Here is an 11,903-nt window from a genome sequence, read left to right as displayed (position 1 = left end):
GCTGATGCTATTGCACCATTTTAAGTGGCAGGTGAGATATTGCATTACCGATATACGTGTCCGCTTTATGCTAAAAGCGGACACTTTAATTTAAACAGGAATAAGTCAGCGTCAATCCTTATTAATCAGGTAACGACTGAGCCAGTTACTTCACCACCGGGTTCTTTTTAAGTGAAAGCATGTTCATAAACTCTTCATCCAGATGCAGGTGTTGCCGGACAAGTTCAGGTGGTGTACTGGCGAGCCACTGGTTAAGCGAAATATCGGCATAGTAATCACTTTTAAAAAGCTCAAGAAAACGCAGTGGTCCCTTACCGGTGTTTTCGATGTAGTGTCCCATAGCAAAAGGAACATATCCCACATCGCCGGCGCGGTAGTCAAAAGTCCTTGCCTGACCGGATGATGCAAAGACCCCCATCCGTCCCTCTCCTTCAAGGTAATACTGCCATTCATCATTGTTAGGATGCCAGTGCAGCTCGCGCAGTCCGCCTGGCTCAATTTCCACCAGTGCGGCAGCAATCGTTTTTGAAACCGGAAAATTGGATGAATCCGTAATCCTGACGGTTCCTCCCGGCGCGCGTACCGGATCCTGAGCCAGCATCTTGTGGGTAAAGCGGATTTTCGACTTCACCCCGCCTTTTATACTGTCTGATTCCAGGCTGCCCGGAACGTTGCCGGCAAAAATGTACTCATCATCAGGTGAAGGCAGGTGAGAAAATGAAGATACCGGAACCCTGAAGTTTTTGGCGAGAATTTCCGGGGGAATATGCCTGAACCAGTCTGACAGCAGAAAAGTGCTATCCTCATCAAAATTTCCGTCGTCAAAAGCCAGTAAAAATTCACAGCCGTCGGGACCGAGACCCTGAATCGAATGGGGAATACCGGGCGGAAAATACCATAGGTCACCTGCAGCGATATCATCAACAAACCATCCTCCGCTGGCGTCAAAAGCGGTAATCCGCGCGTTGCCATAAGTCATGTAAGCCCACTCCCCCTCTTTATGCCAGTGCAGTTCGCGAATACCTCCGGCATTGAGGCGCATGTCCACACCCGCAATCGTCGTAGATACGCCCAGCTCCCGCTGCGTCACCTGACGCGTCCAGCCACCGCTTCCCTTGCGTACGTGCGCATCACTGAAAGAAAAGCGAAGGTTTGGCAGCGTTCCGCTGTCGGTAACGGGCGGATTTACGATGTCTGGACTTTCAGCCTCACGAATAGGATCATGTGGTCCGGGATCTCGTCCTCTGCTCCCTGCCGGAAACGTCTTTACGCCGTTGTCATGTGCCATGGCCTGACCCGCCGCAAGCGCGACCGTTCCTCCTGCAGCAAAAGCCATAAAATGTCTTCTTGTCAGTGTTTTCATATTCATCCCTCTTAAGAATCTTTTATAAACGGTATTATTTTTGTTACCGCCATAAAGTTATAAACGGGCTGAATGCGGAGGGAAAAACAACTTTGTAACACTGTGGAAAGAGTGCAACTTTCATGCAAATAGTAAAGGCTTGTGAATGTATTAAGAAATATTAATGTTGTTTAATCAACGTATAGTTATAAAGGGATTATCCTGTGCATAAGGGCACTAATCGTCAATTAATGTGGGTCTTATTGATTTTCATTTACCCGGTGATCGGTAACTGCTGATAAGAATTTTTACGAATTGAGGGGTTTAACGAGGCCTGAGCCTTTGATCCGTGAGCTTTCACGCACGTACTCAGATAGACGAGGCGTATGTGCAGGGCCGCTCTGTTACGCCTCATTAAGCCCGAAGCATAAAGTCCCCTTCTCGCTCATAGCGGACATAGATAAATCCGCCCTGGATCACCTATTTCAGTCACTATCACTGGCACTGTTGAAACCGGAGATCAATGTCACCCCCATTTACTACGCTGGTTACAAGACAATATTCAGAAGCCGTTCAGCGCTCAGCGTCCAAACATGCCCTTTAGTTTTTGCTTCATGCTCCGTACATAGAATGGCGTAAACTGCGACCTGATATGCGAATCCAGACCTTTGTCGTTCTGGCCAAGGCGCATCAGATCCACCGCCTGCCCATCCGGAGAGGTATCCGCTGCGACAAGACCCGCACCACGCATCACCTCTTGCACATCACCGCTCATTTCCACCCCCACCAGATAATGCGGTTTATCATCGACTGACGGGTCGTGCATTAAAACCAGGAAAGCACGGCTGACCCCGGGACATTTTGCAAACCAGGCTGATAACTCTTTCAGAAGCCTGTCCGGAACAACGGCAGGTACTCCCACTAATACCTGTGTTTCTTCCTCAACCACCCTTGTCTGCGGCAGGCGACCCGTTCCTTCCGCCAGCATGGCTTCTATTTCTTCCGGCACAAACTCCTTTCCGTAATCCGACCTGGGATTAAGAAACACACCCTCTCCCCGCGTCATTTCAAAAAAGGCTCTGGCAGGCAACTTCATGTATTTACTTTCCTGGCTGATGGCGCGCTGCAGGGTGGCAAGCGAGCTGAATACCGGAATGACAGGCGTTCCATCCGGTTTTTCCCAGTGCTGAATCGAGATATTCTCACCCGCCTTTAGTTCGACCTCACCATCACCCGTTGCCCCTCCGGAACTACCCAGGACGTAAAGCGATGAATCTAACAGTACCCGGTAAAACTCAGGTCGTTCTGCTGGATGATCGGCCGCCAGTTTTAAAGCAGTCTCCAGTTTGATTTCCCTTTCGTCAGACATTTAACCACCTTAGGCAGGATTGGATTAGGATCAATTTAACAAGGGCTTATGAGCATAATATAGATAATTTCTACTCGCCAGATTCCTGCACGTACCGGAGGATTGCCTTTGAGGGCTCGTTATTGCGATTAAGGACATGCGTTTGAATGGGTAAATGGCAGAACAGGCACGATCTTTTCCGTTTTCCAGACGCTTCCCTTAAACTACACCGCACAGGCATCAACTATTAAGCTTACCTGACTAACATCCTGTTCTATAAACTCGTGAGTCAGAACCGTTACCGGCGTGTTCATCAGGGTTTGTTTAAAATCATGCTCACGCTGACATGCCATACTGCTGCAGAGAACGATGTAGGTTCAGCTGTTCAAACCAGGAAAATAAGATGTTTTTACCGGATGCACGATTCATAAAAATCTTTCCTCACTTCTCATTCCAGGCATGAGTCGTCAGCTGTTTATTTCTCTGGATGGGCCCAAGGGAACCGGTAAAACCACCCTGCTGGAGTCCATTACGCAAGTGCTAAGAGCAGATAACAGGAAGGTGATCCGACTTAGCGAGCAAAAAAGCGATCCCTTCAGGTCGGAAACAATGGCGCTGGTTAACAGGCTCGCCAGAAATCCCTCAGTGGATCTTGAACGGGAAATTTGTGAACGTTTTGCCGTAAGCCGTGCCTGGATTTCACAGAATGTACTCACTAAACAGCCCGGGAACTGCATTATCCTGATGGATCGCTGGTATCCGTCTGATGCCGCGTTTCGGCGGATGGTGCCCTTTGCAGAGATTTTGCAGCGAAACATTAAGCTCAATGTGCGAGCGCCAGATCTGCATGTCGGGGTGGTCACGGCACCTGAAGTTTCATGGGAACGAGCCGCGGCACGATCGCGTGGGCTGGGGAGTACAGTGATTCACAGGCTGGAAGAGCATGTCGCTTGCACCAGAGCGTTCGAGCAGGAGATGACTAACCACGGCTGGTTTTTATGTCGCAATGAAGGAACCATAGAAGAGGCAACGATGCAGGTCATTGCTGAAATCTATAAAACGCTTTGATGCCCTACAGTTATCCGTTTCAGGGGCTGATTCCTACTCGAAATTGCCAGTTAACAGCGCGACCTGTTCCGTTTCGCTCTCCCATGCTCGCGCTTTATGAATACCGCTTTGCATATCACTGGTTTCGGTCTTTGACACCAGCAAATAAAACACATAACAGTCGCGTTATCATCTCTTCTTCGAAAATTCGTGCCACCTTTGGTTGTTAACTCAAAAATCATCCACCTGAATTTTACTTGTCTGAAATCAACAATAATCAGATTACCGCTGGCACAGATATCCCGCTTTAACTTATAAAATTGCTTTATTTTTCAGATAAGGGCACAGGGAATTGCGCTACGCATCGATACCATTTAATCACAATCAACTGGGCTGGCCTGCGGGTGAGCATTGTTTTACACCGCAGCCCATGCTGCGAGAGGATATCACTGCCGACTGGGTTATCGTCGGCGCGGGATTTGCAGGTATTGCCTTTGCGCGCCGCCTGGCTGAAATTAATCCCGACCTGAAAATTATCATCGTCGATGCGCACAGCACACGAGAAAGCGCATCGGCACGTAATTCCGGGTTTGTTATCGGTCTGCCTCATAATATTGGCAGCTCCACCGCTGAATTAAAAAAGGCCAACGCTTACCGTAACCTGCTTCAGGAAGGCATTCGTCAGCTGGAGCAGGTTATTTCTCAGCATCATCTTCATTGCGACTGGGAACAGGTCGGTAAATATCACTGCCAGGCTGAACGTGGCAGTGATCGTATTTTAAAAGAGTACGCCAGCCAGCTCGATTTAATGGATGAGCCATGGCAGATGTCAGACAGCGAGGAGCTTTACCTTAAACTCGGCACGCGCTTTTACAGCAAAGGGATATATACACCTGGCTGTGTGCTGGTTAATCCGGCGCAGTTGATCGCCGGGCTAAAACACTCTTTACCTGAAAATATTCAACGCTTCGATAACACGCCAGTGCTGGGGATTCGCTACGGCAGCATGGCTGAAGTGCTGACACCGTTTGGCATCATCAAAACGCCAAAGGTGATGCTGGCCACCAACGCATTATCGCCAGAGTTGCGACCAGGACTTTCGCGTCAGGCAGCAATGGCGACCTTCGCCAGCATTACCGATCCGCTGACGGATGAACAACTGGCCACCCTGCCCCTCATGCAGAGCTGGGGGCTTACGCCGGTTAATGCGATTGCCGGTGCAACCTTCCGTTTTACCTCAGACCGCCGTTTCCTGATTCGCCAGCACGTGATACCCGCACTCAGCGGTCAGGTGAATGCCGCGCAGACCTGGCAGGCAACCCAGCTGCATCAGCGCTTATTTCATAAAGTCTATCCGACCCTCGGCAGCGTAAAGATAACCCACACCTGGTCCGGCACCATCAGCGTTACGCGAAACAGCGCGCCTGAATGGGGCATGCTGAACAAATTTATCTGTACGGCGAGTGGCTGTAACGGTGCAGGTGTTTCAAAACAGACCGTGGCGGGCAGTCTTCTGGCGGATTTCATGATGAAACAGGACAACCCATATATTGCGGATATGCTGTCGCTGGGTAAGGCCAGTTTTATGCCGCCATCGCCGGCGCTGGATATCGGCATAAAACTGTCACTGATGAAAGAGTGTTATCTGGGCCGTAAAGAGGTCTGATAATCCGTAACTGTAATCATCGAAACACGGAATATTGCTGAAGTAGCGGCAATTGAACTGATAAGGCGCGACCAGGCCAGCGAAGAATTACCGGTCGAAACGCTCAATCTCGTGGGGCCGGATACGCTCAATGGAGAAGAGGCAGCAGCAGCCTGGCAACAGCTTCTGGGCCGTCCGGTAATTTATGGAGGAGATAATCCGGATGCATTCGAAGCCAATATGGCGGAGTTTATGCCGCGCTGGATGGCGTATGAAATGCGGCTGATGGCTGAACGTTACGTCAGTGATGGGATGATTCCACAAGAGGGCGACCGGGAACGTCTGGTCACCCTGCCTGGCCGCCCACTGCATACCTATCGTGACTTTATTACCGTACTCGCCGGAGAGTAATCTGGATCTCTCAGGCTTAAGGACAAGCCTGCAGAGCAATACCGTGGACCAGATGCCTGAGCCAGAGCCACTATGCAAAAATATTCTCAGAACAATCTTTATCCAGAACTTCAATGCAGACAGATTATCCTTGCCGGGCGATTTAAACCGGCCAGTTTATGGCACGGTTGTTTTCGATAATATCCTGATGAGAGGGTGCATCACCCAGCGTCGCGAAACTGGCATAAAGCTGTGGCAACCGAGCCTGACCTTCTCCCTTTCTGGCCAACGCCAGAGCTCGCAGCATCACGGGCGCTTCCCAGTCACAGCAGTAACAAGGCGTGCAGGGCTGCTGACGCCATGATTCAGCGATAGTCCCAGAGAACACAGGATCAAAACCGGTGTCGTTAACCAGTGACATGGCCGTCTGCACAGCATCAGGATGATCTCCCGCTACGGCAACTGCCAGACGACCCCGACTTCCCTGTGGCTGGCCCAGATCGGCGAGCGAGTCGGCAAGGATGTTATTAAAAGCTTTAACCACAGGGTGCCCGATTTGCTCCTGAACCCATTCGCTTTCGGTCTGCCCATTATCCAGTGCAGTAATCGGTGCATCGCGCAGGCCAGGATAGTAATTGCTGGTGTCGATCACCGGGACATGGGGTGGCAGGTGATCGAAAAGCCCATCAGGCAGGCTGCTAAGTGCCGGCAGCGGAATGGAGAGAATCACGGCTTCGACGTCTGTAACCGCTCCCCTGATGGCTGTGGGTTCTGCATTAATTTCACCCGCAAAACCACGCACGCCATCAACTCCGCGTGAATTAGCGATTTTTACCTTGTGCCCCGCTTCACTGAGCTTCCGTGCCAGGGTACCACCGATATTACCTGTGCCAATTACGCCGATTTTCATATTTCGCTCCTGATTCTGTGTTGAAGTGAGATACCCTATATATTCACTGAATAAACAACAAGAACCGACAAAATAGTGGGTTACTAACCTGAAGGTAAGTATGGAAAGAGACTGGCGTTGTGATATTCCGGAGCAGCGACTGGTGTGGGCTAAGGCTACCACCGAAGCGCTGAAGATTATTGAAGGTAAATGGAAGACAGTTATTATCTGTCAGCTTTTCGCCGCTAAAGGCCCGCTGCGCTTTTCCGAGCTGGAGCGCCGGATTGAGGGCGTAAATCAAAAAATGCTGATCCAGCAGCTTAAGCAACTGGAACAGGATGGCATCGTGACTCGCACGGTTTATCCCGAAGTCCCTCCGCGTGTTGAGTACTCACTTACCGATCTGGGAAAAGCGCTTGGGCCATCAATGACTGCTCTGATTGACTGGGCCTTCCTGCGTCGTGAAACGCTGGGGCTTGATGGCGCCTGAAGCTCGCATTTCAACCTGGTTATACCGATGTGGCTGAGCGCAGGGCATGGCTGTTCAGGCCAAGACTGGCGTAACGAGAAAGAAACTCCAGCCGATGGTGGATTATGTCGTTTCTGGCTGGTCCCGATGATCCCGTAACAGCGCTTGCGGATAATTCGGAACCGGCCAGCCCGGTTACATCGCCATGTGCTGGGCGGATTTCAGATGCTGTTCTACAACAGGGGTATGCGCGTCGGCCAGCGCCTTCACATCCGGATCCTTTATCTTCGTCGCGTCACTCTTCAGCGTCGACAGCACCATCTTATGATCCATTATTCCGGCATTTTCCATATACATTTTGTCAAAGGCACCGCCGCTCTGCTTTTCCAGCTTGTCGGCCATGGCCTTATGTTTAGCGTCTGGCGCAGTCGGTAATGTCACCTCTTTTTGCTTAGCAACCGCCTGAACTTTTGTCAGGGCACTGCCATGATCTTCGACCATCTTCTGTGCAAAGGTTTTAACTTCTACGCTTTGTGTTTTGTTCAGCGCAATTTTGGCGGCGGCAATTTCATTGATATTGGCCTGCGCCATATCCTTCAGTGCTTTTTCATCACCAGGGCTGAGCTTGTCACTCTTTACGGTCTGCGGTGTATTCCCGCCCTGCGGGGCGCTTGTCTGCGTCTCAGCCTGTACGGTGGCAGTGCTGCACAGAACGACGACGGCTGATATAGCCAGCCATCCTTTATAGCTTTTATTATTTTTCATTTTGTAATCCTGAATATTATGGGAAGACCGATATCAGAAAAGTTCTGCTCAAAATTACCTGCTCCGTCTCATGAGTCGACATGGTTTCTGTCTCGCTTAAGGTACCTTACGTAGTAGAGTTATTAAGCGTTGTAGTAATGTCAGGTAATCGCAAGTATAAACAATGCATTGCAGCATCATAAAAATAACGAAAATGTATTCCGCCTCGCTTAAAGCCGAAAATTTATCTATTGTTAGCAAGGGTTTTAGCATAAAATTTATACGAAATATCAAAACACCGTACAGCTTTTCTTTGATTACTTTGAGATAATTCTTAAGGTTGCTATGTGGTTGTCGGCCGTTTAATGCTGGGTAATAACTAACAGGTGACATAATAATGTGAAGAGGTTGAGCTCATGTTACCTCCTTACATCGCTTTATATTTTCTGGTTCAGATTACTGAATAATATTAAGGAAAGATCACATGCTCAAATCTCGCGCTTTAAAAGCCGCATTTGCGGTGGTGATATCTTGTACCGTGCTTGCTGCGCCCGTTTTCGCAAATCCGGGCAACGGCAACGGTGGTGGCGGTCAGGGTAATGGTAATAGCGGAAACCCGGGTAATAACGGCAAAAGCGGAGAGCACGGAAACAAGGGGCATGGTAATGCGGGTCCGAAAGACAAACATGGAAATCGTAAGAACGCTGGACGGCCCGATCACGTCGAGTCAGATATCAACTACTCTCTTGCACGTAACCTTGCCGTCAATTATGGCCTTGTAGGCTATCAGTCTTTGCCGCCAGGAATAGCTAAAAAAGTTGCGCGTGGTAAACCTTTGCCTCCAGGTATCGCCAAAAAAAGTTTGCCAGCATCAATGCTAAATGAGCTGCCCTATTATCCTGGTTACGAATGGCGAGCCGTCGGAGATGATCTTGTGCTGATAGCCCTGAGCACCGCTGTCGTGACCGCCGTAATTAATGGGGTTTTCGATTAACCTTCAAAACTTTTTCGAACGGGTTAACTTTCCTGGTGGAGCGCCAGTAACACGCTTAAATGCTTTTCTGAAGGCGCTCTCCGACTCATATCCCAGCGCGGCAGAAACGCCTGAAATCGTCTCGCCTGAATTTTGCAGACGATCGCTGGCGAGTAGCATCCTCCATTGCGTCAGAGATTCTATGGGCGTAATTCCAACCGTCTGACCAAAGTGTTTTGCAAATGCAGCGCGGGACATCCCTGTCTGTAATGCCAGCTTATTTCACGTCCGGCATGTCATCGCAGCACCCGTCTCCGGAGTAAAGTGCCTGACAGGCAGATTGCCACTCATGCTTTATGCACTCTGTGACAGGCTCCGTTGGTCCCGTTGATCGGGAATGCGCGCAATCACCTTTATTTCAAAATCAAATCCCGCCAGCCACGTCACACCCACCGCTGTCCAGTTAGGATAAGGAGGCTGCGGAAAAACGCGCTGCTTTATCTGCATGATGGTTTCGAACTGATGCTCCGGATCGGTGTGAAATGTGGTGACATCGATCAGATCGTCAAAGGTACACCCTGCCGCAGCGAGCGTGGCTGCCAGATTCTCAAATGCCCGTTCTACCTGAGCAGCAAAATCAGGCTCCGGCGTGCCGTCGGCACGGCTGCCCACCTGACCTGAGACAAACAGCAGATCGCCTGAGCGGATAGCCGCTGAATAACCATGCTGCTCATAGAGCGCGTGACGATTGGCAGGAAAAATAGGTTCGCGGGTGATCATAGAATTTCCTCAATAGCCTTTAGCGGATTGCAGGATGCAGCGCACACGAGTTTGATTTAATATACGCGGCGTATGTCACATTAATCACACATACGTCGCGTATGTCAATTAATATACCTCGCGTATGTGAAAGGAGAGTGTATGGCCGTTAAACGTCGCGCTGAAACAATGGAAGAGAACCGGGCAAAACTGATTGCAGCAGCACGCAAAGCCTTTGCCAAAAAAGGCTTTGCCGCTGCGTCAATGGATGAACTGACGGCCAGCGTAGGTCTGACACGCGGGGCGCTCTACCACAATTTTGGTGATAAAAAGGGGCTGCTTGCGGCGGTCGTCGCACAGGTTGATGGCGAAATGGCCCAGCAGGCTAAAGCGGCAGCGTCTGGGGTGAGCGATGCGTGGGAGAAGCTGGTGGCGGAAGGCATCGCCTACATCCGCATGGCAATGGATGCCGAAGTGCAACGCATTGTGCTGCGCGATGGCCCGGCTTTTCTGGGAGATCCTTCCCAATGGCCCAGCCAGAACAGCTGCCTGGAAGCCACGCGTGAAACGATTACCAGTCTTATCGACAGCGGGATAATGAAGCCGGTCGACGCCGATGCCGCCGCTCATCTGCTGAACAGCGCGGCGCTGAATGCCGCACTGTGGGTCGCTTCCAGCAGCGAGCCGGAAAAGGCGCTGCCAAAGATGATCGACGTGTTCACACAACTGGCAGGCGGCTTGCGCCATAGTGCAATTTAACCCTGAATGTTCACTGCTGCTTTCACTGATAGCCCTGAAGCTCTGAGTGCTGACGCCTGCATCTCTTTCAGGCGCGGTGTCGTTTTAATTCAGTGTGACAGCGGAATCAGGCCGCTCTCCTGATAGGTCGCAATCAGGTTATCAAAAATGGTTATATCCTGGCGCGTGCGGGCTATTAACTGCGCGCCAGCAACTGCGGTGTAAATTGCCAGCGCACGCTGCGCATTTTTCTCCGCGTTATCGGGCGACTTTTCGCAAAGGACCTCTGTCAGCCACTCGACGTTCGCATCGACAAAACACTGAACCTCACGCTTCACTTCCTCGGGCAGATCTTCATATTCCGCCGCCATAAAGCTGGAGAGACAGAGCCGGTTGGCATCTTCAAGCGACTTGCGGAAAATCTGCGGATAGCGCTGCAACGCTTCATCCGATGAGGCACTTTGCTCGCGTATAGTCTTTAAATCCTCAGCCGTATCCTGCCAGTATCGGCTGGCAACCGCGGCCCCCAGATTGGCCTTACTGGCGAAGTGATAATAGATACTGGCATTCTTGATGCCTACCTCGTCAGCGATACTGCGAAAATTAATCCCGTTATAGCCATGATTCTGGGCAGCACTTTTTGCTGCGGCCAGAATGGCTTCCCGCGCGTTCAGGCTCATAACTCAGTTTTCCTTCAGGAGGTGGAGACGCATTATAAGGGGAAAATATTTACCTGCCAACTGGTAGACAGGTATTGACAGGAGAAAAGTTCGGTACCACAATCCAACTACCAATTGACAGGTAGGTAACTTAATCATGACTGATATCCACAATGCATCTGCAGTTCCGTCACTCCCCGCGATGAAGATTTATGACTGGTATGATGGCCCTTACCCTGCACGGGTCCGGATTGCCCTGGCGGAAAAGGGATTACTTTCTGAGGTCGAATTTATTCCAGTCAACCTGTGGAAAGGTGAGCATAAAAAACCTGAATTTTTAGCGATCAATTATTCAGGAACCCTGCCGGTTTTAGCGCTGAATGACGGAACGCTGATCGCTGAATGCACCGCCATTACGCAATATCTCGATGTGCTGGATGACAATCCGGTTCTGACTGGCGTCACGCCGGCAGAAAAAGGCGTTATCCATATGATGACCAAACGGGCTGAGATCGAATTTCTTGATGCGGTCAGCGTCTATTTCCATCATGCCACAGCAGGACTGGGGCCGGAGGTGGAGCTCTATCAGAATCCGGAATGGGGTGCGAAGATGCGTGAAAAGGCCATCAGAGGGATGCACTACTTTGACGGCGTTTTACGCTCACAACCTTATGTCGCGGGCAATACATTTTCGATGGCGGATATCGCCGTAACCGGCGGAATGATTTTCGCGGCTTTGGTGAATCTTGCTGTTCCTGACGAGTGTCGCGCCCTGAAAGCGTGGTATGCAAAAATCCAGAGCCGCCCCAGCTATCAGCAATGGCAGGCAATGGTTGAAGCTGGCCGCCCTGCTGCTGCTGCATCGTCTCAGGACCGGGCGTAAGATCGCGCTGATCGTTC

General features: G+C 50.6%; 14 protein-coding genes. 7 read left to right on the top strand and 7 right to left on the bottom strand.

Annotated features, from left to right (window positions below; translation table 11 throughout):
- Nucleotides 1-145: 145 nt before the first annotated feature.
- Together PAG01S_RS13545 and PAG01S_RS13540 are read right to left on the bottom strand one after the other, a co-directional pair.
- A complete protein-coding gene (locus PAG01S_RS13545; protein WP_062759048.1) occupies nucleotides 146-1,363 on the bottom strand; it encodes a cupin domain-containing protein in 1,218 nt (405 codons plus the stop codon).
- A gap of 559 nt (nucleotides 1,364-1,922) precedes the next feature.
- Nucleotides 1,923-2,711, bottom strand: coding sequence for an enhanced serine sensitivity protein SseB C-terminal domain-containing protein (locus PAG01S_RS13540; protein WP_010246741.1), 789 nt, complete (start codon nucleotides 2,709-2,711; stop codon nucleotides 1,923-1,925).
- Nucleotides 2,712-3,149: 438 nt separating this feature from the next.
- Between PAG01S_RS13540 and PAG01S_RS13535 the strand changes: the two genes are divergently transcribed.
- The 3 genes from PAG01S_RS13535 (at nucleotide 3,150) to PAG01S_RS13525 (ending at nucleotide 5,793) form a co-directional block, all read left to right on the top strand.
- Nucleotides 3,150-3,758 (top strand): dTMP kinase, encoded by a 609-nt coding sequence (locus PAG01S_RS13535; protein ID WP_062759046.1) that lies wholly within the window; start codon nucleotides 3,150-3,152, stop codon nucleotides 3,756-3,758.
- A gap of 331 nt (nucleotides 3,759-4,089) precedes the next feature.
- Nucleotides 4,090-5,403, top strand: a complete 1,314-nt coding sequence (locus tag PAG01S_RS13530; RefSeq protein ID WP_062759045.1) for an NAD(P)/FAD-dependent oxidoreductase — start codon at nucleotides 4,090-4,092, stop codon at nucleotides 5,401-5,403.
- A gap of 111 nt (nucleotides 5,404-5,514) precedes the next feature.
- On the top strand, nucleotides 5,515-5,793 hold the full coding sequence (locus PAG01S_RS13525; RefSeq protein WP_022624604.1) for a hypothetical protein: 279 nt from the start codon (nucleotides 5,515-5,517) through the stop codon (nucleotides 5,791-5,793).
- Between the two features lie 142 nt (nucleotides 5,794-5,935).
- Here PAG01S_RS13525 and PAG01S_RS13520 read toward each other — a convergent pair whose 3' ends face one another.
- Nucleotides 5,936-6,682, bottom strand: a complete 747-nt coding sequence (locus PAG01S_RS13520) for an NADPH-dependent F420 reductase (protein WP_062759043.1) — start codon at nucleotides 6,680-6,682, stop codon at nucleotides 5,936-5,938.
- Nucleotides 6,683-6,782: 100 nt separating this feature from the next.
- Between PAG01S_RS13520 and PAG01S_RS13515 the strand changes: the two genes are divergently transcribed.
- Nucleotides 6,783-7,151 (top strand): winged helix-turn-helix transcriptional regulator, encoded by a 369-nt coding sequence (locus PAG01S_RS13515; protein WP_062759042.1) that lies wholly within the window; start codon nucleotides 6,783-6,785, stop codon nucleotides 7,149-7,151.
- 174 nt (nucleotides 7,152-7,325) lie between these two features.
- Here the strand turns inward: PAG01S_RS13515 and PAG01S_RS13510 are convergent, their stop codons facing one another.
- The gene (locus tag PAG01S_RS13510; RefSeq protein WP_062759041.1) at nucleotides 7,326-7,895 is read right to left on the bottom strand and encodes a DUF4142 domain-containing protein; all 570 of its coding nucleotides are present in this window, start codon (nucleotides 7,893-7,895) and stop codon (nucleotides 7,326-7,328) included.
- Nucleotides 7,896-8,358: 463 nt separating this feature from the next.
- Between PAG01S_RS13510 and PAG01S_RS13500 the strand changes: the two genes are divergently transcribed.
- The gene (locus PAG01S_RS13500; protein ID WP_062759038.1) at nucleotides 8,359-8,868 is read left to right on the top strand and encodes an anti-virulence regulator CigR family protein; all 510 of its coding nucleotides are present in this window, start codon (nucleotides 8,359-8,361) and stop codon (nucleotides 8,866-8,868) included.
- Between the two features lie 3 nt (nucleotides 8,869-8,871).
- Here PAG01S_RS13500 and PAG01S_RS21750 read toward each other — a convergent pair whose 3' ends face one another.
- Complete coding sequence (locus PAG01S_RS21750; protein ID WP_255265344.1) at nucleotides 8,872-9,123, bottom strand: helix-turn-helix domain-containing protein; 252 nt, start codon at nucleotides 9,121-9,123, stop codon at nucleotides 8,872-8,874.
- 78 nt (nucleotides 9,124-9,201) lie between these two features.
- Nucleotides 9,202-9,627, bottom strand: a complete 426-nt coding sequence (locus PAG01S_RS13495) for a RidA family protein (protein WP_033768711.1) — start codon at nucleotides 9,625-9,627, stop codon at nucleotides 9,202-9,204.
- 141 nt (nucleotides 9,628-9,768) lie between these two features.
- Here PAG01S_RS13495 and PAG01S_RS13490 point away from each other — a divergent pair, with 141 nt between their 5' ends.
- Entirely contained in the window at nucleotides 9,769-10,365 is a 597-nt protein-coding gene (locus PAG01S_RS13490; RefSeq protein WP_062759036.1) for a TetR/AcrR family transcriptional regulator, read from the top strand.
- An 89-nt stretch (nucleotides 10,366-10,454) separates the two neighbouring features.
- Here PAG01S_RS13490 and PAG01S_RS13485 read toward each other — a convergent pair whose 3' ends face one another.
- Nucleotides 10,455-11,024, bottom strand: coding sequence for a TetR/AcrR family transcriptional regulator (locus PAG01S_RS13485; protein WP_062759034.1), 570 nt, complete (start codon nucleotides 11,022-11,024; stop codon nucleotides 10,455-10,457).
- Between the two features lie 136 nt (nucleotides 11,025-11,160).
- Between PAG01S_RS13485 and PAG01S_RS13480 the strand changes: the two genes are divergently transcribed.
- Nucleotides 11,161-11,886 (top strand): glutathione S-transferase, encoded by a 726-nt coding sequence (locus PAG01S_RS13480; RefSeq protein ID WP_062759032.1) that lies wholly within the window; start codon nucleotides 11,161-11,163, stop codon nucleotides 11,884-11,886.
- Nucleotides 11,887-11,903 lie beyond the last annotated feature (17 nt).

Source organism: Pantoea agglomerans NBRC 102470 (assembly GCF_001598475.1).
GTDB classification, from domain to species: domain Bacteria; phylum Pseudomonadota; class Gammaproteobacteria; order Enterobacterales; family Enterobacteriaceae; genus Pantoea; species Pantoea agglomerans.
This window is presented reverse-complemented; position numbering and strand designations above follow the sequence as displayed.

Excerpts from the sequence above, each read along its gene's own strand:
- PAG01S_RS13545 (WP_062759048.1), bottom strand. The coding sequence starts at position 1,363 with ATGAAAACACTGACAAGAAGACATTTTATGGCTTTTGCTGCAGGAGGA.
- PAG01S_RS13540 (WP_010246741.1), bottom strand. The coding sequence starts at position 2,711 with ATGTCTGACGAAAGGGAAATCAAACTGGAGACTGCTTTAAAACTGGCG.
- PAG01S_RS13535 (WP_062759046.1), top strand. The coding sequence starts at position 3,150 with ATGAGTCGTCAGCTGTTTATTTCTCTGGATGGGCCCAAGGGAACCGGT.
- PAG01S_RS13520 (WP_062759043.1), bottom strand. The coding sequence starts at position 6,682 with ATGAAAATCGGCGTAATTGGCACAGGTAATATCGGTGGTACCCTGGCA.
- PAG01S_RS13515 (WP_062759042.1), top strand. The coding sequence starts at position 6,783 with ATGGAAAGAGACTGGCGTTGTGATATTCCGGAGCAGCGACTGGTGTGG.
- PAG01S_RS13510 (WP_062759041.1), bottom strand. The coding sequence starts at position 7,895 with ATGAAAAATAATAAAAGCTATAAAGGATGGCTGGCTATATCAGCCGTC.
- PAG01S_RS13500 (WP_062759038.1), top strand. The coding sequence starts at position 8,359 with ATGCTCAAATCTCGCGCTTTAAAAGCCGCATTTGCGGTGGTGATATCT.
- PAG01S_RS13495 (WP_033768711.1), bottom strand. The coding sequence starts at position 9,627 with ATGATCACCCGCGAACCTATTTTTCCTGCCAATCGTCACGCGCTCTAT.
- PAG01S_RS13490 (WP_062759036.1), top strand. The coding sequence starts at position 9,769 with ATGGCCGTTAAACGTCGCGCTGAAACAATGGAAGAGAACCGGGCAAAA.
- PAG01S_RS13485 (WP_062759034.1), bottom strand. The coding sequence starts at position 11,024 with ATGAGCCTGAACGCGCGGGAAGCCATTCTGGCCGCAGCAAAAAGTGCT.
- PAG01S_RS13480 (WP_062759032.1), top strand. The coding sequence starts at position 11,161 with ATGACTGATATCCACAATGCATCTGCAGTTCCGTCACTCCCCGCGATG.